Source organism: Pelagimonas sp., assembly GCF_058892305.1.
The window spans coordinates 121,685-141,859 of sequence record NZ_JBZXVN010000001.1 but is presented as its reverse complement, the minus strand read 5'-3'; the positions used below and the strand labels follow the sequence as shown (position 1 = coordinate 141,859).

19 protein-coding genes are annotated in these 20,175 nt (G+C 57.8%); 15 read left to right on the top strand and 4 right to left on the bottom strand.

Annotated elements, in window-relative coordinates; genetic code table 11:
* Positions 1 to 186: 186 nt before the first annotated feature.
* The 14 genes from AC5EFR_RS00715 to AC5EFR_RS00650 all read left to right on the top strand — a co-directional run bounded on the left by AC5EFR_RS00715 (position 187) and on the right by AC5EFR_RS00650 (position 15,059).
* Positions 187 to 1,398 (top strand): CaiB/BaiF CoA transferase family protein, encoded by a 1,212-nt coding sequence (locus AC5EFR_RS00715; RefSeq protein ID WP_101657225.1) that lies wholly within the window; start codon positions 187 to 189, stop codon positions 1,396 to 1,398.
* Positions 1,395 to 2,561: an acyl-CoA dehydrogenase family protein gene (locus AC5EFR_RS00710; RefSeq protein ID WP_180957746.1), complete on the top strand. Its 1,167-nt coding sequence runs from the start codon at positions 1,395 to 1,397 to the stop codon at positions 2,559 to 2,561. Before AC5EFR_RS00715 ends, AC5EFR_RS00710 begins: the two co-directional genes overlap by 4 nt.
* A gap of 177 nt (positions 2,562 to 2,738) precedes the next feature.
* The gene (locus AC5EFR_RS00705; protein WP_240476209.1) at positions 2,739 to 3,524 is read left to right on the top strand and encodes an SDR family oxidoreductase; all 786 of its coding nucleotides are present in this window, start codon (positions 2,739 to 2,741) and stop codon (positions 3,522 to 3,524) included.
* 38 nt (positions 3,525 to 3,562) lie between these two features.
* Positions 3,563 to 4,369, top strand: coding sequence for an ABC transporter ATP-binding protein (locus AC5EFR_RS00700; protein WP_027238715.1), 807 nt, complete (start codon positions 3,563 to 3,565; stop codon positions 4,367 to 4,369).
* Entirely contained in the window at positions 4,362 to 6,281 is a 1,920-nt protein-coding gene (locus AC5EFR_RS00695) for an AMP-dependent synthetase/ligase (protein ID WP_027238716.1), read from the top strand. Before AC5EFR_RS00700 ends, AC5EFR_RS00695 begins: the two co-directional genes overlap by 8 nt.
* On the top strand, positions 6,282 to 7,169 hold the full coding sequence (locus AC5EFR_RS00690; protein ID WP_027238717.1) for a branched-chain amino acid ABC transporter permease: 888 nt from the start codon (positions 6,282 to 6,284) through the stop codon (positions 7,167 to 7,169).
* A gap of 3 nt (positions 7,170 to 7,172) precedes the next feature.
* Positions 7,173 to 8,246, top strand: a complete 1,074-nt coding sequence (locus tag AC5EFR_RS00685) for a branched-chain amino acid ABC transporter permease (RefSeq protein WP_027238718.1) — start codon at positions 7,173 to 7,175, stop codon at positions 8,244 to 8,246.
* 11 nt (positions 8,247 to 8,257) lie between these two features.
* Positions 8,258 to 9,070 carry an ABC transporter ATP-binding protein gene (locus tag AC5EFR_RS00680; RefSeq protein WP_027238719.1) on the top strand — a complete coding sequence of 271 codons (813 nt, stop codon included), beginning with the start codon at positions 8,258 to 8,260 and terminating at the stop codon, positions 9,068 to 9,070.
* A gap of 84 nt (positions 9,071 to 9,154) precedes the next feature.
* The gene (locus tag AC5EFR_RS00675; RefSeq protein ID WP_493574093.1) at positions 9,155 to 10,342 is read left to right on the top strand and encodes an ABC transporter substrate-binding protein; all 1,188 of its coding nucleotides are present in this window, start codon (positions 9,155 to 9,157) and stop codon (positions 10,340 to 10,342) included.
* 92 nt (positions 10,343 to 10,434) lie between these two features.
* Positions 10,435 to 11,685, top strand: a complete 1,251-nt coding sequence (locus AC5EFR_RS00670) for an ABC transporter substrate-binding protein (RefSeq protein ID WP_341235582.1) — start codon at positions 10,435 to 10,437, stop codon at positions 11,683 to 11,685.
* 78 nt (positions 11,686 to 11,763) lie between these two features.
* Positions 11,764 to 12,540 (top strand): enoyl-CoA hydratase/isomerase family protein, encoded by a 777-nt coding sequence (locus AC5EFR_RS00665; RefSeq protein WP_319828966.1) that lies wholly within the window; start codon positions 11,764 to 11,766, stop codon positions 12,538 to 12,540.
* A gap of 11 nt (positions 12,541 to 12,551) precedes the next feature.
* A complete protein-coding gene (locus AC5EFR_RS00660) occupies positions 12,552 to 13,334 on the top strand; it encodes an enoyl-CoA hydratase/isomerase family protein (protein ID WP_319828967.1) in 783 nt (260 codons plus the stop codon).
* Between the two features lie 40 nt (positions 13,335 to 13,374).
* On the top strand, positions 13,375 to 14,133 hold the full coding sequence (locus tag AC5EFR_RS00655; RefSeq protein ID WP_319828968.1) for an electron transfer flavoprotein subunit beta/FixA family protein: 759 nt from the start codon (positions 13,375 to 13,377) through the stop codon (positions 14,131 to 14,133).
* Positions 14,133 to 15,059 (top strand): electron transfer flavoprotein subunit alpha/FixB family protein, encoded by a 927-nt coding sequence (locus AC5EFR_RS00650; protein ID WP_111368636.1) that lies wholly within the window; start codon positions 14,133 to 14,135, stop codon positions 15,057 to 15,059. Before AC5EFR_RS00655 ends, AC5EFR_RS00650 begins: the two co-directional genes overlap by 1 nt.
* Positions 15,060 to 15,171: 112 nt before the next feature.
* Here the strand turns inward: AC5EFR_RS00650 and AC5EFR_RS00645 are convergent, their stop codons facing one another.
* The gene (locus AC5EFR_RS00645) at positions 15,172 to 16,347 is read right to left on the bottom strand and encodes an acetyl-CoA C-acyltransferase family protein (RefSeq protein ID WP_027238726.1); all 1,176 of its coding nucleotides are present in this window, start codon (positions 16,345 to 16,347) and stop codon (positions 15,172 to 15,174) included.
* A 27-nt stretch (positions 16,348 to 16,374) separates the two neighbouring features.
* Positions 16,375 to 16,533, bottom strand: coding sequence for a hypothetical protein (locus tag AC5EFR_RS00640; RefSeq protein ID WP_161631283.1), 159 nt, complete (start codon positions 16,531 to 16,533; stop codon positions 16,375 to 16,377).
* 61 nt (positions 16,534 to 16,594) lie between these two features.
* On the opposite strand from AC5EFR_RS00640, the gene AC5EFR_RS00635 reads away from it, so the two are divergent.
* Positions 16,595 to 17,752 (top strand): acyl-CoA dehydrogenase family protein, encoded by a 1,158-nt coding sequence (locus AC5EFR_RS00635; protein WP_027238727.1) that lies wholly within the window; start codon positions 16,595 to 16,597, stop codon positions 17,750 to 17,752.
* Positions 17,753 to 17,773: 21 nt separating this feature from the next.
* Here AC5EFR_RS00635 and AC5EFR_RS00630 read toward each other — a convergent pair whose 3' ends face one another.
* Both AC5EFR_RS00630 and AC5EFR_RS00625 read right to left on the bottom strand, forming a co-directional pair.
* On the bottom strand, positions 17,774 to 18,940 hold the full coding sequence (locus AC5EFR_RS00630; RefSeq protein ID WP_101657236.1) for a CaiB/BaiF CoA transferase family protein: 1,167 nt from the start codon (positions 18,938 to 18,940) through the stop codon (positions 17,774 to 17,776).
* Entirely contained in the window at positions 18,937 to 20,103 is a 1,167-nt protein-coding gene (locus AC5EFR_RS00625) for a CaiB/BaiF CoA transferase family protein (protein WP_027238729.1), read from the bottom strand. The genes AC5EFR_RS00630 and AC5EFR_RS00625 overlap by 4 nt, the downstream gene beginning before the upstream one ends.
* Positions 20,104 to 20,175: the final 72 nt, after the last annotated feature.

The following is a 20,175-nucleotide window of genomic DNA, read 5'->3' as shown; positions in this document are numbered from 1 at the left end:
CGTTTCTCGCACTCAACCGAAGGGAGCAGAAAGAGACCAAATTATTCAATCTTAGATCGAAGCGCTGTAGCGTACTATTTTGCACTCTGCGGCATCAGACCCCCATTTCGCAATCTCAAGTCTTGAGGTTTGCCGTCCACGAGGCTACTATTCTAACAAATGTTAGATTACTGGCGGCGAGAACGAATGCCTGGACCCCTTGATCACCTGAAAATCATCGAACTTGGCCACGTAATTGCCGGACCTTTTTCGGCAGCCTTGCTCTCGGATTTCGGTGCAGATGTCATCAAGATCGAGGCACCCAACCGAACGGATATGATGCGCGACCTCGGGCCCAAGGCAGAGGATGGAGCGGGCGTTTGGTGGAAGACGCTGGGCCGCAACAAGAAGATTCTGAGCCTAGACTGGAAGTCCGGCGAAGGCCGGGACATCCTGCGCAAATTGGTTGAAGGTGCCGATGTTCTTATCGAAAATTTCCGGCCGGGCGTGCTTGAACGTGCTGGTATCGGGCCGGAAACCCTTCATGAGTGGAACCCAGATCTGATTGTTCTGCGCGTTTCGGGTTACGGACAGGAAGGTCCGATGCGGGACGTACCTGCGTTTGGTCGTGCGGCAGAAGCCATGAGTGGTTTAGCACATCTGACCGGTTTCCCTGACGGGCCGCCGATGCACCCCGGATTTCCGGCGGCCGACAGCACGACAGGCCTGATGGGCGCATTGGGAATCATGATTGCGCTGTTTGCCCGCGAAAAGGGGATAGTACGGGGTCAGGTTGTCGATCTTGCGGTGTTCGAAGCGCTGCTTCGATTGATGGACTATCCTGTTCCCGCAATGACAGGTGCGAACCATTCACCGCGGCGCAACGGGCTGCGCCAGCCGATGGACTTTGCGCCGGGGGGCATGTTCCGCACGTCCGATGGGGTTTGGCTGACCGTCTCGGCAGGTAGCGCGGAAACTGCGCAACGCCTGTTGCGCGCGGTCGGAGGGGACTCTTTGGCCGATGACCCGCGGTTCGAGACACTCGGCGAGATGTCGCAGCACATGGCGGTGGTCTTTGACGCGATCAATGATTTCGTCACGCAGCACACCGCTGAAGAAGTTGCGGCTGTATTCGCACGACATGATGCGGTTGCCTCTCGGGTGTTGAGCGTCGAGGAGATCACGACCAATGAGCAGATACGCCATCGCGGGGACATCGTATCGGTCGAGGGCGAGCAGACCCAGGTCATCGGTCCGATCCCGCATCTAAGCGCGACGCCCGGTGAACTTCGCTGGCTGGGACGACCGCCCGGCGCAGACAGCCGAAGTATTCTAAGCGATCTTGGTTTTGACGATGAGCAAATCTCTGCCCTTTGTGAGGCAGGACTCGTGAGACTGGAAGGCAAGGGGACGCCATGACATTTAGAATGACCACCGACCAACAGGAAATCCGCGACCAGATTCTGCGGATTTGTGCACAATTCGACGATGACTACTGGCTGGACCGGGATCGCAACGGTGGTTTTCCCCATGATTTGCACAGGGCAATGGCCGATGGCGGCTGGCTTGGCATCGCCATGCCTGAAGCGGTCGGCGGCGCCGGCCTGGGGATCACTGAAGCGACGATCATGATGCAGGCGATTGCTGAGTCAGGGGCTGGCGCGAGCGGGGCCTCGGCCATCCACATGAACATTTTCGGGCTCAACCCGGTGGTGAAGTTCGGGACCGATGAACAGCGCGCGCGCATGCTGAGCCCCCTGATCGCAGGTGATGAAAAGGCTTGTTTCGGCGTCACCGAACCGACGACGGGGCTGGATACCACAAAGCTGAAGACCATGGCGGTGCGACAGGGAGACAGGTATGTCGTGCATGGTCAGAAGGTCTGGATTTCGACCGCGCAGGTTGCCCACAAGATGCTGCTTCTGGCCAGAACAACGCGGCTTGAGGATGTGACTAACCCGACCGAAGGGCTGAGCCTGTTCTATACCGATCTCAACCGTAATTTCGTTGATGTGCGAGAGATCGAAAAGATGGGGCGCAAGGCTGTCGATTCGAACGAGGTCTTCATCGACGGGTTGCCGATACCTGCCGAAGACCTGATCGGAGAAGAGGGCAAAGGGTTTCGGCAAATTCTGCATGGGCTGAATCCAGAACGCATCCTTGTGGCGGGCGAATGCATCGGCATCGCACGCAACGCTCTGACCCGCGCGGCGCAATATGCCAATGAACGAGTGGTTTTCGACCGGCCCATCGGTCAGAATCAGGGCGTTCAGCATCCGCTCGCTCAGGCTTGGGCGCGGGTGGAATCGGCCAATCTCATGGTGATGCACGCCGCCGCCCTTTACGATGCGGGGGAGCCCTGCGGCATCGAGGCGAACGCAGCCAAGCTATTGGCCGCCGACGCCGCGGTTGAGGCGACCGAGGCCGCACAGATCACCTTTGGCGGATTCGGTTACGCAAAGGAATATCACGTGGAGCGTCTGGTCAGAGAAGCGCTCTTGTTCCGCATTGTACCTGTGACGCCGCAGATGTTGTTATCATTCATTGCTGAAAAAGCGCTAGGACTTCCAAAGTCTTACTGACCGCGAGACACGGATTGGGATAGCGCGTATTCCCTACTTGATTATTTTTCTAACGTCCGTTAGATTATCAGACAAAGCCCCGCAATAGGGGAAAAGGGAGGAGGCGTCATGAGTGAGACGCAGTTCGGGTCTTCGCGAGAAGACCTGTCAAAACGCACAACCGTTTACGCACATGATTTGTTCGCGGGCAAAACCGTCGTTGTAACCGGCGCAGGCGGAGGTTTGGGGCTGGCGATTGCGGCTCTGTTCGCCAGGCTGGGCGCCAATCTGGCGATCAATGGACGCAACGAGGAAAAGCTGGCCTCGGCCAAAGAGTACCTCGAGAGTTTTGGGGGCAGAGTTTTCGCCGTGCCCATGACCATCCGTGACCCTGAACAGGTCGAGGATTTTGTCGCTAAGACGAATCAGGAATTCGGCTCCATAGACGTTCTGGTGAACAATGCGGGGGGGCAGTTTCCACAGGCTGCGCTGGATTTTTCCCCGAAAGGCTGGACCGCCGTCATTGACACCAACCTCAACGGAACCTGGTGGATGATGCAATCCACGACGCGCCACTGGGTTGAGAACAAGCAACCGGGTTCCATCGTAAATATCGTGGCGGATATCTGGCGCGGGATGCCTGGCATCGCTCATACCTGTGCAGCTCGGGCGGGGGTGATTTACCTGTCCAAATCGGTGGCGGTGGAGTGGGCGCCGCATGATATCCGCGTGAACTGCGTGGCACCGGGTTGCTGCGAAAGCAACGGTTTCGGGAACTACCCTCCAGAGGGTGCCGCAACTTTCCAGGATTCCAATCCGATGCGGCACGCCGGGGACGAATGGGATGTCGCTGAAGGTGTTGTCTATATGGCGGCCAACTCAGGAAAGTTTGTTACCGGTGAAGTTCTGAACATCGACGGTGGGCAGCAATTGTGGGGGGACCCATGGCCAACGGGTCGACCGGACCATTTCCTGATTTCCTGATGAAAGCCATGAACCTTAATGGGGACAATAAGATCCAGATGACAACGAAGAATAAAATAGCAGTTGGTACCGATGGCGGGGCGCTTCTGGAGTGCAACGGGGTCGAACGACGGTTTGGCGGCATCGTTGCTGTCACCGGAGTTGATCTCGTCATTCGGCAAGGTGAAATCTTTGGGCTTGTCGGACCGAATGGTAGCGGCAAGACAACGCTAACGAACGCAATTACCGGGTTTTATCCGCCAAACGTAGGCACTGTCCGGCTGGCGGGAAAAGACATCACGGGCACAGCGCCTCATAAGGTTGCCAAGCTCGGGGTTGCGCGGACGTTCCAGAATCTTGCCCTTTTCAACGGGATGAGCGTTCTGGACAACATCCTGCTCGGGCGGCACATCCACATGAAACCGGGCGTCTTACGCACGGCGCTTTATTGGTGGGCGGCGCGGCATGAAGAGATCGAGAACCGTAAGATCGTCGAGGAGGTGATCGAGTTTCTACAGCTTGAAAGCATCCGACATGAGTTGGTCGATGGTCTTCCGATCGGGCTGAAAAAACGGGTCGAACTTGCGCGGGCATTGGTGGCCGAGCCGCAAATGTTGATACTCGATGAGCCGATGGCAGGCATGAATCAGGAAGAGAAGGGGTATATGTCCCGCTTCATTCTGGATGCCCGTGCCGAACGCGGCGTCAGCGTTCTGCTGATCGAGCATCATATGGATGTCATCACCGGCATCTGTGATCGGATGCTGGCGCTTAATTATGGCGAAATGATCGCCAGCGGCATCCCGAAGGACGTTGTAAAAGACCCGCGGGTCATCGAGGCATATATCGGAGGGTCGCATGACTGATTTGACGCAAAAACAGTCTTCGGGCGGCGATACGATTGGTGCACTGCTGGCGCAAAACGCGTCGCGCCACGGAAAGGATATCGCGCTTCGCGAAAAGGAACGCGGGATCTGGAAAGAAACCACTTGGGCGGAATACGCCGAAGAGGTGCTTGCCTGCGCGGCCGGACTTGAAAAAATCGGCGTAAAGCCGGGCAAGGCAGTACTTATTCTGGGCGATAACCGTGCACGGTTGTACGGCGGCATGCTGGCTGTTTCGTTGCTGGGCGCCTATGCAATGCCTGCCTATCCGGGCGCGACAATCGAAGAACTTCGGCACTTTCTTGGCGAAGTCGAAATCGTCGCGGCCATCGCCGAAGATCAGGAGCAGGTAGACAAGATCCTGGAACTGAAGGACGCGGGCGCCGAGGGTATCGACCACATCATTTATGATGAAGCGCGAGGCCTCGGATTCTATGAGGTTGAAGGGCTGATGTCCTGGGATCACCTGATCGAAGTCGGTCAGCACGATCTTAATGAAACCCCGGGCTTGCGCGAAGATCTCTTTGGTCGGGCAAAGCCCGGCGATCCGGCCATTTTCATGCATTCGTCAGGGACCACGGGAAAACCGAAAGGTATCGTTCTGAGTCAAAAGAACGTTCTTGCTGCGGCCAGGAACGGGCATGCAGCGGGTGCATTCGACGACAATGAGGAAATCCTCGCCTATCTGCCGATGGCCTGGGTGGGCGACTTCGCCATTACCGTCGCGGCGGCGCTGCTCTGCCGGTTCACCGTGAACGTGCCTGAACGTCAGGAAACCGTCGTTCGCGACATGCGCGAAATCGCTCCGACATTCTATCTGGCGGCGCCGAGAAGCTGGGACCAGATGCTGACGACGATCCAAGTGGGTATCGAGAACTCGACCCCGGTCAAAAAATGGCTGTACCATTTCTTCATGGACCGGGCGATTGCCGCCGAGACACGCAAGCTGAATGGCATTAGCGGCGGTGCACTAGAGCCTTTGGGCCGACTTTTGGGCGAGGCGATCGTTTTTGGTCCGATCAAGGACCAGTTCGGGATGAGTCGTCTGAAGAACGCGTTCACTGGCGGCGAAGCAATCGGCGAAGACACGTTTGTTTTCTACCGAGCCCTGGGAATCAAATTGCGCCAACTCTACGGCCAGACCGAAAATAGCGCGATCAATGCGATTCAGTCTCCGGGCGAGGTGCGCCTCCATACCGTTGGCAAACCCGCGCCTGGCGTCGAGGTGAAAATTGCCGAAGACGGAGAGATCCTGGTGCGTTCGGACAGCGTGTTTGAGGGGTACTTCAACAAACCCGAAGCGACCGCCGAAGCGCTTGAGGACGGGTGGCTGCATACCGGCGATGCCGGTTATCTGGAGAATGACGGACACCTGGTTGTTCTGGGCCGTGTCTCCGAGGTCATGCATACAGCCGGAGGCGAGCGTTATGTGCCAAACTACATTGAGAACCGGTTGAAGTTCAGCCCCTATATCAAGGATGCGGCTGTTATCGGTGCCGGCCTGGATGAATTGACCGCCATGGTCTGCGTGGATTTCGAGGCAGTGGGACACTGGGCCGAAGTGAACGGCGTGCCTTATGTGTCCTATTCCGATTTGTCGCAACGTGACGAGGTCGCGGCGCTGCTGCACGGGGCATTCGAACGGGTAAATAAGGCCGTCACAGAGCCGTTGCGCCTGCAACGCTTTGTCAGCCTGCCGAAGGAATTCGACCCGGACGATGGTGAGATCACGCGGACCCGAAAACTGCGACGCAAGGTTGTACAGGAACGCTATGCCGACGTGATCGCGGCGCTCTACGACGGTTCAAAAGATGTCCACGTAAGCGCGCAGGTGACTTACGAGACAGGGGAAATAGGGAAGGTCGAAAGAAGCCTTCCCATCAGGGAGGTATAAATGGATTGGGTCTTTCTATCTGAACTTGCGATCAATGGAGCCTTGACGGGTCTCTTGTATTCGCTCTTCGCTATCGGCCTCGTGCTGATCTACAAAGCGTCCTCGGTGCCCAATCTGTCGCAGGGTGGGCTGACAATGGTCGGGGCCTATGTGGTTCTTGCCCTTTCACATGACGCGGGTCTGCCGCTGTGGCTGGCCATTCCGCTTGCTGCGGTGATCATGTTCGGCCTGGGATTTGGCATTGAGCGTGTTGCCCTGCGCCGTCTCGCGGGCCGTCCGGTCGTCATGATCCTGATGCTGACACTTGGCCTGGACATCTTCCTGCGGGGGACAACACTTGCAATCTGGGGTGGGACATCCCGTTCGGTTGATTTGGGGGTCAGCTATGAACCGCTGTTCCTGGGCGACATCTTCGTCAGCCGCATCCATCTTGTCGGTGCCGGTGTTGCGCTCGCACTCTTTGTCGCCTTCATGCTGTTCTTCCGAACCCGGACCGGGATCAAGTTGCGGGCGATCGCGGATGATTACATGGCTTCGTGGTCGGTCGGCATTTCGGTTGAGCGCGGCGTAGGGTTGTCCTGGGCACTGGCATCAGTTGTTGCCGTCGCCGCAGGCGTCATCTGGGGCGAGATTCAGGGTGTCGATCAGGCGCTGTCGCTGTTGCTTCTGAAGGGTCTGACGGTGGCCGTTCTTGGTGGACTCGACAGTATCCTCGGCGCAGTGATCGCGGGCATCATTCTGGGCGTCGTCGAAAACGTTGGTGCCGATCTTCTGGATCCGCTTGTCGGAGGCGGAAGCCGCGAGCTTATCGTCGCCGCCGTGCTCATTCTTACGGTCATGATCCGTCCGCACGGGCTGTTCGGCCGTCACGACATCGAAAGGGTCTAAGGGATGTTTTATAGACTTTCCGGCGTCCATCACGCCAACTATGTATCCGATAGTCGTATCTTCAAGGTACCTGCTGACCGGAACCTGGCTGTATTCATCTTCCTGATTGGACTTGCCGCGCCATTCATCATACCGTCGCTCTACCTGAACAGTTACATGCTTCCGTGGCTGATCTGGACGGCCGCCGCCCTTGGACTTAACCTGGTGACAGGTTGGGCTGGCCAACTTCACTTGGGCTATGCTGCGGTCATGGCCGTCGGGGCGTATTCGGCGATCCACGCGGCGCGTTTCGGCGTGCCATGGGAATTCGCCCTGATCATTGGCGGGTTGACGTCATCTGTGATCGGCAGCCTGTTCGCCTTTGCCGCATTGCGGGTCAAGGGTCTCTATCTCGCACTCACGACTCTTGCGATGCAATTCGTGATGGACTGGGTTCTGACCCACTCGCCGGCGATTTCAGGGGGCTCGCACGCATCGCTCCAGTCACCAACTTTGGCGTTTCTTGGGCAGGATATTACCTCTGATACCGGTTTTTACTATGTCGCCTTCGGATGGTGTGTGTTGGTGACGATCTTCATGCTGAATCTCAAACGCACTGGGCTTGGTCGTGCCCTGGTCGCGGTACGCGAAAAAGACTTTGCTGCCGCGATCCTGGGTGTGAACAGTTTCTATTACAAGATCCTAGCCTTCGCGACTTCGTCTTTCATCGCGGGCGTCAGTGGTGCTTTGCTTGTCGCCACCTTCTTCTTTCTTGCCGCGCCGGAGCAGTTTTCGGTCACCGTATCTATCCAGGTTCTTGCGATGGTGATCGTTGGCGGCCTCGGCAGCGTAATCGGATCCTATTTCGGTGTTGCTCTGATCCTTCTTGTCCCCGGTTTGGTGAACGGTCTCGTCGTCACGGTGAGCGAGGGGCTTGGTATGCAGATCAATGTTGAAACGCTCGCTCACATCCCGAATGCGGTCTATGGCGCACTGATCGTCATTATCCTTCTGATCGAACCGCTCGGTTTGGGAAAACTCTACGGCAACATCAGAGACTATCTGATGGTCTGGCCCTTCGATCAGTTCAAGAAATAAGGGAAATGCCGATGCAAGAAAAAGTTGAAGCCGAGCACATTCTGTCCATGAACAGTGTCGAGGTGCTGTACGACAATGTAATGCTGGCGATCAAAGGTGTTTCGGTCAAGGTGCCAAAAGGCGAGATGATCGCGCTCTTGGGCTCGAACGGCGCGGGCAAAAGCACCACGTTGAAAGCGATCAGCGGTCTTCTGAAGGCAGAGCGCGGACGCATCAGCCGAGGTGAAATAACCTTCCAGGGAACAGAAATAACCGAAGTGCTCGCGCAAAACCGCGTCGGGATGGGTATCTGTCACGTCATCGAAGGGCGGCGGGTCTTTGAACACCTGACCCCCGACGAGAACCTGACCGCTGCTGCGCCGCGCGGAATGTCCCGATCGGCGCTGAATGCGGAAAAAGAAAAGATTTACGACTATTTCCCACGACTTGCCGAACGCCGCAATTCGCAAGCAGGCTATTTGTCTGGTGGCGAGCAACAGATGCTGGCCATCGGCAGGGCGCTGGTGACGCAGCCGAAACTGTTGATGCTCGACGAACCAAGTCTCGGCCTTGCCCCGTTCCTGGTCGAGGAAATCTTCGGCATCCTGCAAAAGATCAATCAGGAGGAGGGCGTATCCGTCCTGCTGGTGGAGCAGAACGCGCTGGCCGCTCTGGAGATTGTTTCGCAAGGGTATCTGATTGAGAACGGCCGCGTTGTCATGCACGGCACGGCCGAGGCGCTCAAATCCAACTCCGACATTCAGGAATTTTATCTGGGCGGCGGAGAAGAAACCGATTTCCACAACGTCAAGCACTACAGCCGACGCAAACGTTGGCTGAGCTGAGGTACTATTCAGAAATTGTTCAGGGAGGATCAAATGAAGGAACTTACCAAAGCGTTGGCCGTGTTTTCAATGGTTGGCTGAGCGATGTTCGGCACCCAGGCGCTGGCTGAGCCATTCAAGATTGGCGTCTGCTACGACCTCAGCAAAGCCTATACCTTTGCCACGCCGCAGGTTGCCCAGGCGGCACAAGATCTCGCCAAGCTGGTCAATATGAAGGGCGGTATCGGAGGAGAACCGGTCGAGGTTATCGTGCGCGATCATGGGAACGAACCGCAGCGCGGGATCGAGTGTTACTCCAAGCTCAGCCGCGAGGGTGTGTTCGTCTTCGATACACTGTCCACCCCGGTGTCTCTGGCCATCCTGCCACGGGCTATGGAAGATGGGCGCATTCTGATGCAATCGCTTGTCGGCCGCGGCGATGCCGTGGATGGCACGGTCTTTGACTGGGTCTATCCGATCGGGCCTACCTATTGGGGGCAGGCCGCCAACGACGTCGCCTACATCAAGCAATTGCACGACGGCGACTTGTCGGACGTGAAGGTGGGGTTTGTTTACTTCGATTATCCCTTCGGACAGGAGCCAATCGAGATTCTGGAAACCTTGTCCGAGAAAGAGGGTTTCGAGCTTGAGCTTTACCCCGTTCCGCTGCCCGGCAGCGACCAGGCCGGAGTATGGTCCAAGGTGCGCCGCGACAAGCCCGATCATGTGATCGTCTGGATGCTGGGCGGTGCCCATGTGGTCGCATCGAAAGAGATGCAGCGCAATCGCATCCCGATGGAAAAATACATTTCGGTCAACTGGCTGAACGAGGTCGATATTGCCAATATCGGCACTGATGCGGCCAAGGGCATCAAGCGCGGTACCAATGTCGTGGGCGGTCAGGATGTCGCCCTGTTCAAGGAGATCATGACCGAGCTTTATGACAACGGACAGGGCTCGGGCCCGATTGAGAAGACGCAGGACGTTTTCTATAATACGGGGCTGGCCATGTATTCGATCATGTTCGAAGCCGCGCGCAACGCGGTCGAACTCGAAGGGCTGCCGATCACTCCGACATCCTACAAGGCGGGACTTGAGTCGTTGAAGGGTTATGACGCCAACGGGTTGATGGCCCCCATTACGGTAACGGCCGAAGACCATGGCGGCGGTGGCCAGACGCGCATCGAAATGTGGGACGGAGAGGCTTGGGTGCCGCAAACCGAATGGATTTCTGAATACGGCGATGTCGTTTGGGACGTGGTTAAGGAAAGTTCCGCAAAATACGAGCAGTGACAGACTGATAGCAGGAAGGGTGGCGCTGTACAGGGCGGCGGCGCTCACAAAACAGTTTAGCCGCCCTAAACTCAACCAACGGGAGAGAGAATATGAAAATCAAACAGCACATCAAGGCGGTGGCCCTTACTGCCGCATTGGCAACAAGCGCGACGGTGGCTGCGGCGCAGGACAAGGAGCCGATCCGCTTCGGACTCTGCTTCGACCTCAGTAAATCGTACACGTTCATTTCACCGCAGGTGGCCCAGGCAGCCCAGGACCTGGCGATGTACACCAACGAAAACGGTGGAATCGAAGGCCATCCGGTTGAAATCATCATTCGCGACCATGGCAACGAACCGCAACGTGGCGTGGAATGCTATGAGCAGCTCAAGCGTGACGGTGTTTTCCTTTTCAACTTTCTTTCCACGCCCGTCACGAACGCGGTCCTGCCGCGGGCCATGAAGGACGGAAACGTTCTGATGCAGTCCTTCGTTGGCCGCGGCGACGCGGTTGACGGCGACGTGTTCGAATGGGTTTTCCCGGTCGGTCCGACGTACTGGCAGCAGGCGGCAAATGATGTTGCCTTCATCAAAGGCCAGATGGGCGGTGATCTGAGCAAAGCAAAGATCGGGTTCATCTATCTGGACTATCCCTTCGGTCAGGAACCGATCGAGATCCTGAAAACACTTTCTGAAAGGGAAGGGTTTGAGCTGGAGCTTTATCCTGTGCCGCTCCCCGGGTCGGATCAAGCCGGCGCATGGAGCAATATCCGCCGTGATAAGCCAGATTACGTGATCAGCTGGCTGCTTGCCGGCGGACACGTGGTCGCCTCCAAGGAAATGCGCCGCAATCGGTTCCCGATCGACCGTTACCTGTCGGTCAACTGGCTGAACGAAGTCGACATCGCCAATATCGGTGCCGAAGAGGCGAAAGGCATCCTGCGCGGGACCAACGTGGCCGGTGGCCAGGAAGTTCCGATCGTCAAGACGATGCTGGACACCTACTATGCCAATGGCAAGGGCAGCGGTCCCGAGAGCCTTGTTCGCGACGTGTACTACAACACCGGCATGGCCATCTACTCGGTCGGCTTTGAAGCTGCACGTATCGCGATTACCGAAAACGGTTGGCCGATCACACCGGAAAGCATGAAGGCTGCCTATGAATCGATCGAGAACTTCGATGGCGACGGCGTCATGGCCCCGGTGACCGTAACCGGTGAAGACCACGGCGGCGGCGGCAAGACCCGAGTCGAACAGTGGAATGGCGAAACCTGGGTTCCGCTGACCGACTGGAGCGCCGACTATCTCGACGTTGTGTGGGAAGTCATCAAGCACAGTTCCAAGTCGTTCTCTGTCGAATAAGCAGGAACTTCCCCGCGGCAAACATGTCGCGGGGAAGCTTCGCATCAGAATTTCCCCAGTTAAAACGAAGCAGGTATCATGAGCCCTATTGATGTGAAAATCGAAGACGGCATTGCAACCGTCTGTATCAACCGGCCCGAACGCAAGAATGCGCTTTCCGTGGCCGCGACGAACGGGCTGACGGATGCCTGGGAAAAGATTGAGGCGGATGACAGCGTTCGTGTGGCCATTCTGACTTCGGCCGATTGCGGTGTTTTCAGCGCCGGGCTGGACCTCAAGGAAGCCACGCAAATCGCGCGCGACGAAGGCGTCGATATCCTGTCAAAGATGCGCGATCCATTTCACGAGACCATGCGCGCCTGCAAGAAGCCGATCATCGCGGCGATGACGGGGTCGCTGATGGCGGGCGGCATGATGCTGACGCTGAATTGCGATCTGCGGGTCGGTCTCAAGGGGACCAAGGTTGGCATTACCGAGGTAAAGATCGGTCGTGGATCGCCTTGGGCGTCGCCGGCGCTGTCCATGCTGCCGCAGCCCATCCTTATGGAAATCGTTCTGACCGGCGATTTGATGCCGATCGAGCGTCTGCACGAATACGGGTTCACCAACTATATCGAGGACACCCCCGATGCCGTTCGCGCACGGGCATTCGACCTTGCCAAACGCATAGCCAGCGGGGCCCCGCTTTCGGTGATCGCTGCCAAGGGCGGCGTTCGCGCGACCATGGACCTGGGCTGTGCGGGTGGCCTCGAAGAGGGTAAGCGCCTGCACGAGGTTGTATACGCCAGCAACGACGCGATTGAGGGCCCCAGGGCATTCGCCGAAAAACGCGCACCGGTCTGGACTGGAACCTGATGGAGACTGGAATGACTGAACTTATTCGTCTGGACAGGGATGGCCATGTCGGAATATTGCGTTTTCTTCAGCCAACTAAACGCAACCCTTACAGCATTGCATTCGTAGAGGAATTAGTGACACTCCTGCGCGAAGCCGAACGGGACGATACGATCCGTGCCGTTGTCATGACCGGTGGCGATCATTTCAGCAGCGGCGGCGATCTCGTTGGATTTCAGGCTGAAATCGCGAAAGGCGCAAGGGCGACATCGGAAATGGTCGACCGGGTTCACGATGGCGGACGCGCGGCCTATCTGTTTCGCAAGCCTCTGATTTCTGCTGTATGCGGAGTAGCATTTGGTGCCGGCCTCAGCCTGGCCCTGTCGGCGGATATCGTCGTAGCGGCCGAAGATGCCCGGCTGTGCGAGGTTTTTGCCCGCATCGGCGGCTGTCCCGACACCGGCTCGAGCTGGCTGCTTCAGCAACGTGCCGGCGCGGGCGTGGCGCGGATGCTTGTTCTCACAGGTCGTGAAATAGACGGGCGCACCGCCAAGGAACTGCGCGTCGTGGAAGAATGCGTACCCGCCGACCAGGTCGAGCAACGCGCTCTGGAAATTGCCCGCGAGATCGCACCACACCCGATGTTCGGTGTCCAGACAACCAAGCGCGTGATGCGCGCCACGGCGGAGTGCAGCTATCTGGAGGCTCTGGACATCGAACGCGATTCCCAAAGCGTTCTGCTGTGCGCGCATGATTTTCCAGAGGCCATGAAAGCGTTCTCAGAGAAAAGAAACCCCGAATTCAATGACCGATAGGTCGGTGGAAACCATATCGAAGAACCAAAGGAGAACGTAGATGAAGGTGCTTGTGCCTGTCAAACGCGTGATCGACTACAACGTGAAGGTCCGCGTCAAGGCGGACGGAAGCGGTGTCGATCTCGCCAATGTCAAAATGTCGATGAACCCGTTCGACGAAATCGCGGTCGAAGAGGCGATCCGCCTGAAAGAGGCCGGCAAGGTCGAAGAAGTCGTCGTCGTGTCGATCGGCGTCAAGCAGGCGCAGGAAACCCTGCGCACCGCTTTGGCCATGGGCGCCGACCGTGCCATTCTGGTTAACGCCGCTGATGACGTCCACACCGACATCGAACCGCTGGCCGTCGCCAAGATCCTCAAGGCCGTCATCGCCGAGGAGAACCCCGGTCTGGTGATCGCGGGCAAACAGGCCATCGACAACGACATGAACGCCACCGGCCAGATGCTGTCGGCGCTGTTGGGGTGGTCGCAAGGCACCTTCGCCTCGGAACTGGACATCGACGGCGACAAGGCCGTGGTGACCCGCGAGGTCGACGGCGGTTTGCAGACCATCAAGGTCAACATGCCTGCAATCGTCACCGTGGACCTGCGCCTGAACGAACCGCGTTACGCTTCGCTGCCCAACATCATGAAGGCCAAGAAGAAGCCGCTGGACGAAAAAACCGCCGCCGATTACGGCGTCGACACTTCGCCGCGTCTTGAAGTGGTCAAAACGACCGAGCCGGCAACACGTGCCGCCGGCATCATCGTCGGCTCGGTTGACGAGCTGGTTTCGAAACTCAAAGAAGCGGGGGCTGTGTAATGGCTGTTCTTCTACTCGCCGAAGTCAACAATGGTGAACTGGCGCTGGACGCCACCGCCAAAGCCGTCACCGCCGCCCGGGCACTGGGCGACGTGACCGTTCTGGCCGCGGGTGCTTCCGCCGCCGCAGCTGGCGAAGCCGCCGCCAAGATCGACGGTGTCGCCAAGGTGTTGGTCGCTGAAGATGCGTCGCTGGGTCACCGCATGGCGGAACCCACCGCCGCGCTGATCGTGTCGCTGGCCGGTGACTATTCGCACATCGTGGCACCCGCCACGACCGACGCCAAGAACGTCATGCCGCGCGTTGCTGCGCTGCTGGACGTGATGGTGATTTCGGACGCCTCTGGCGTTGTCGATGCAGACACGTTCGAACGCCCTATCTATGCCGGCAACGCCGTGCAAACCGTCAAATCTTTGGATACGACCAAGGTCATCACCTTCCGCACCTCGACCTTTGATGCCGCTGGCGAAGGCGGCTCGGCCGCAGTCGAAACCATCGGTGCTGCCGACAACCCCGGCCTGTCCGAATGGGTCGAAGACAAGGTTGCCGCATCGGACCGCCCCGAGCTGACCTCGGCCGGCGTGGTCGTGTCCGGTGGCCGTGGCGTCGGATCTGAAGAGGATTTTGCCCTGATCGAGAAGCTGGCTGACAAGCTGGGCGCCGCCGTTGGGGCTTCGCGCGCTGCTGTCGACTCGGGCTACGCCCCGAACGACTGGCAGGTGGGTCAAACCGGCAAGGTTGTTGCCCCCGAACTGTATGTCGCCGTTGGCATCTCGGGCGCCATCCAACACCTGGCTGGCATGAAGGACTCGAAGATCATCGTCGCGATCAACAAGGACGAAGAAGCACCGATTTTCCAGGTTGCTGACTTCGGCCTGGTCGCCGACCTGTTCGAGGCCGTCCCGGCCCTGACTGACGCACTGTAAATTGCGTCACATCAAATGCGAGAAGGCCCGCCATCCGGCGGGCCTTTTTGTATGCTCATCTTGTTACTAATTGAAAGGGAACCGCTTTTTTGAGGTGCCCATAGACTCTAATTCATATGGCTTCTATGGCTAGGGCAATCCCCTGCCCACCACCGATACACATGGTAATCAGCGCGCGTTTTGCGCCGGTACGCTCCAGCTCGTAGAGCGCTTTGACAAAGATTATGGCCCCCGACGCCCCGATAGGATGTCCGAGAGCAATTGCGCCGCCGTTGGGGTTCACCTTGTTGCCATCCAGACCAAGAGTTTTACTCACGGCCAAAGCCTGAGCCGCGAAGGCTTCGTTTGACTCGATGACGTCGAAATCAGAAATTGTCAGGCCTGTACGTTTCAAAAGTCCTTCGACAGCCGGAATTGGCCCGATTCCCATGATGTCCGGGCGTACTCCTGCAACATGATATCCAAGCAGGCGTGCGCGCGGTTTCAACCCTGCATCTGATGCAGCATCTGCCGTGGCCAGCACAACTGCGGCGGCCCCATCATTGAGACCCGAAGCATTCCCCGCCGTCACGGTGCCATCCTTCTGGAAGGCCGGACGCAGTTTGCCGAGCATTTCAACTGTGCTCGCCTTGGGGTGTTCATCGGTGTCAAAAGAAGCAGTGTTGCGTTTGACCTTGACCTCGACGGGAACGATCTGGGATTTGAAATACCCCTCTTTGAGCGCGTTCAGAGCGCGCTCCTGGCTTTGAAGGGCAAACGCATCCTGAGCTTCGCGCGTGATGTCGTATTCGGCGGCGACGTTTTCCGCTGTTACGCCCATATGCCCGGTGCCAAACGGACAGTTCAACGCGCCGAGCATCATGTCAGTTGCACCCGTGTCACCCATTTTCTGCCCCCAGCGAATGGCTGGCACGATATAGGGCGAGCGGCTCATGCTTTCGCTGCCACCGGCAAGAGCCATTGTTGCATCACCCAGCATCAGCGACTGCGCCGCTGACACAATAGCCTGTAGCCCAGAACCGCAGAGCCGATTGACGTTCATTGCGGGCGCCTTTTCTGGCACGCCAGCGGCAATAGACGCCGCGCGGCTAAGATACATGTCGCGCGGCTCTGTGTTAATAACATGGCCAAAAACAACGTTTCCAACCTGCTTGCCTTCGACACCTGAACGCGCAAGCGCCTCTTTCGCCACTATGCTACCCAGTTCGATCGGAGACGTGCCCGAAAGAGAGCCGCCAAAGGTTCCGATGGCTGTTCGCACACCATCCAATACTACGATATCTTTCATTTTCACTCCGGTTCTTCATTTTTTGCGTCACGCAGGCCGTGTACTGCCCAGTGTCAGCCCGTTACCCTGACCTGCGCGTTCGGTGCCTTGGTGGAACTTGCCTGGGAGTAGGAAGTTGATACCGCGCCAGTTCAGGAAAGCCGTCTCGAGCAAAATAACGCGGCGTTTGCCTTGAGACTGGGCCATTGCCGAAAAAATAACAGATGTTAGATTTATGGCAATACCAACCTTAGGAATGGATTCCAAAATGTCTCTGATTACGAATAGTTCGGCCTGGGCCGCAGATGAACATAAGATGTTCGCGGATAGCACACGCAAGCTTTTCGATGCCGAAATGGCTCCAAACATCGAAAAATGGGCGGAGCAGGGCATTGTTGACCGCGACTTCTGGAAAACAGTCGGTCAACAGGGTGTCATGGGTGGCTCGATTGCCGAAGAATATGGCGGGTTCGGTGGCGGCATCGGGTTCGATGCGATTACCGTTTACGAGCAAGGGCGCACCGGTGACACGGGTTGGGGCTATGGCATCCAGTCCATCGTAATCCATTATATCAACGCCTATGGCAGCGAAGAACAGAAGAAAAAGTGGTTGCCGAAGCTGGTCAGCGGCGACAGTGTCGCGGCGATCGCGATGACCGAGCCAGGAACGGGCTCTGACCTCCAGAACGTCCAGACCCATGCGGAAAAGGATGGCAACCATTACAAGATCAACGGCTCGAAGATCTTCATCACCAACGGACATACAGCCGATCTGGTTGTCGTCGTGGCAAAGACCGACCGTAACGCTGGCGCCAAGGGCGTTTCGCTGATCGTTCTGGAAACCGAGGACGCCGAAGGCTTTCGTAGGGGACGGAACCTGAAGAAGTTGGGCATGAAGGGATCGGATACGGCTGAGTTGTTCTTCGAGGATGTGCGCGTGCCTACGGCGAACCTGCTTGGCCCGGAAGAAGGGCAAGGTTTCTACCAGTTGATGAAGCAGCTCCCTTGGGAACGGCTGATGATTGGCGTTACCGCGCTAGGCTTCATTGACTTTGCCATCGATGAAACTGTGAAATATGTACAGGACCGCAAGGCATTTGGTAACCGCATCATGGATTTCCAGAACACACGCTTCAAATTGGCGGAATGCAAGACCAAGGCCGAATTGCTGCGCACCTTCGTCAATGACGGGCTCGTGCGCCTCGAAAAGGGCGAACTTGATGCGGCCACGGCCTCGATGGCGAAATGGTGGGGCAGCCAGACGCAAAACGAGGTCATGCATGAATGCCTGCAACTGCACGGCGGTTATGGTTTCATGATGGAATACCCGATCGCGCGCCTTTATGCCGACAGCCGGGTCCAGATGATCTATGGCGGCACCAACGAGATCATGAAGGAACTGATCGCACGTTCGATGGATGTTTGATCCGTTCGGTGCCGGGGGGGGTTATTCTTCTCCCGGCCCGAGGATATCTTCGCTGTGCTCCCCCAGTCGAGGGGCAGGGCGGTGATCATGCCGCGCCGGCGTTGCCGAGAATCGTATCGGCGGGCGTGTCGTCCAGATCGCACCTTCGGTTGGGTGATCAATCTGTTGAAAGAACCCGGTCGCGGCAAGATGGGGATCGTTCGGCAAATCCGACAGGTTGCGCACCGGCATGGCGGGTATGTCGGCATTCTCCATCAGGGCAAGCCAGTCATCTGTTGTCCGAGTTAGGGCAATCTGCGCCACCATATCGTATACAGCGCCGATGTTGCGGCTACGGGTGTCCATGTCAGTGACCCAGACGTGGTCGATCATGTCATCGCGCCCGACCGCCTTGAAGAACCGCGCCCATTGTACGTTGGTGTAGGGCAGAATTGTGATATATCCATCTGCCGTCTTAACCGGACGCCTATGCGGAACCAGCATCCGGGCATAGCCGAAATCCTGCGGGGTCTCTTCGAAGGTGGCACCATCCAGATGTTCGGCCAGCAGGAAGGCGGCCAGCGTCTCAAACATCGGCACCTCGACATGCTGGGCTTCTCCCGTACGCTCGCGGTGGAACAGGGCTCCCATCACGGCATAGGCGGCCGTCACGCCGCCAAGCTTGTCGGCTAGAATCGTAGGGGCATATGCGGGCGGCGCTTCGGGATCGCGCAATGTTGCCAGGCTAGCTAACCCGGAAACCGACTGGACGGCATCGTCGAACGCGGGTCGGGCGGCATAGGGTCCGTCCTGCCCGAATCCAGTGGCAGATACCGTGATCAGGTTCGGATTTTCCTGGCGTAGGGTTTCGGGATCGAGAGACAATCTGGCTAGCGCCGCAGGCCGTATGCTTGAAATCATCACGTCGGCATCGATAAGCAGCTTGCGCAATCGATCCCGACCGGTCTGCGTCTTCAGATCGAGTACGACACTGCGCTTGTTACGGTTGGTACCCAGAAAAGCGGCGCCCATCAGTTTGTTGCGTGATGGCTGGACCTGGCGAAGAAGATCGCCCTCTGGGCCTTCCACCTTGATCACATCGGCCCCCAGATCGCCCAGCATTTGCGTCGCCAAAGGTCCGAAAACGACCGAAGTCAGATCCACGATCTTCACGCCTTGAAGGATCGCGGGTTTTTTCTCAGCGGTCATTTAGTTGCCCAACCTTTTTTTGAACGAGGGTAGAACTCGGCGCGAAGGGCTTTGCCTTCCGCATCGAAGGCCGGGCAGGGGCCCAGTGTCGTTTCGCCGACGCTGCGCCGGATCGGGGGTGTCGGGACCTTGATCTCGCCGGAGGGTGTGCCAATCACGGACCGGTCAAGCTGAGGGTGATCGGACAGGGTCGCCACGTCGTTCACGGCCCCGGAGGCAATGCCCGCAGCGTCAAGCCGCTTCAGCATCTCGGCGCGGTCATGAGAGGAGAACACGGCCTTGATGAGCGCTTCGAGCGCGGGCTTGTTTTCAATTCGCGCCGTGTTGTCGTGAAACCGGGGGTCGGTTGCCAGAGGCGCGTCGCCCAGTATGTGTTCACAGAACCGTTGCCATTCGCCGCTGTGCTGCACGGTAATGACGACAAGCTGACCGTCCTTGCACGCATAGGCCCCGTACGGGCAGATGACCGTGTGGTTCAGTCCGACACGGGGTGTCGGCTTGCCAAGGTAATCGTGATATAGCAGCGGAACCGACATCCAGTCGGCCATCACGTCAAACATTGCCACCGAAACACCGCTGCCCTTGCCGGTGCGATCACGCCCGACAAGTGCTTCGCAAATTCCGGCATGGGCTGTCATACCGGTGGCAATATCGCAGACGGAAACGCCAACCCGCCCCGGTCCGTCCGCCGTGCCGGTCACCGATGCCAGACCGCTTTCGCATTGCACCAGAAGATCATAGGCCTTGGCATTGCGCATCGGACCGTCCTCACCGTATCCGGTGATGTCGCAGGTCACGAGACGCGGGAACCTCTCTCGCAGCGTGGCGGAATCGAGCCCAAGCTTGACCAGCGCGCCCGGCAGCAGGTTTTGAATAAACACATCCGCGTTTTCCAGCATCCTGAGCAGGATTTCCCGGTCCTCGCCGGCTTTAATATCCAGGGCGACCGATTCTTTCCCTCGGTTCAGCCATGTGAAATAGGCGCTTTCACCATTGGCGGCGGTATCGTAGGCGCGGGCGAAATCGCCTGTGCCCTTGCGTTCGATCTTGATCACGCGCGCGCCGGCATCGGCCAGTCGCGAGGAGCAAAAAGGCGCGGCGACTGCCTGTTCCAGCGCAACTATGAGTTTGCCAGAAAGGGGGGCTAAATCTGAACCTGACATGAGTTTCCCGAAAATGTTCCAAAGAGGTTGACTAAATCTAACATTTGTTAGATTTATTATCAATACGCTTAA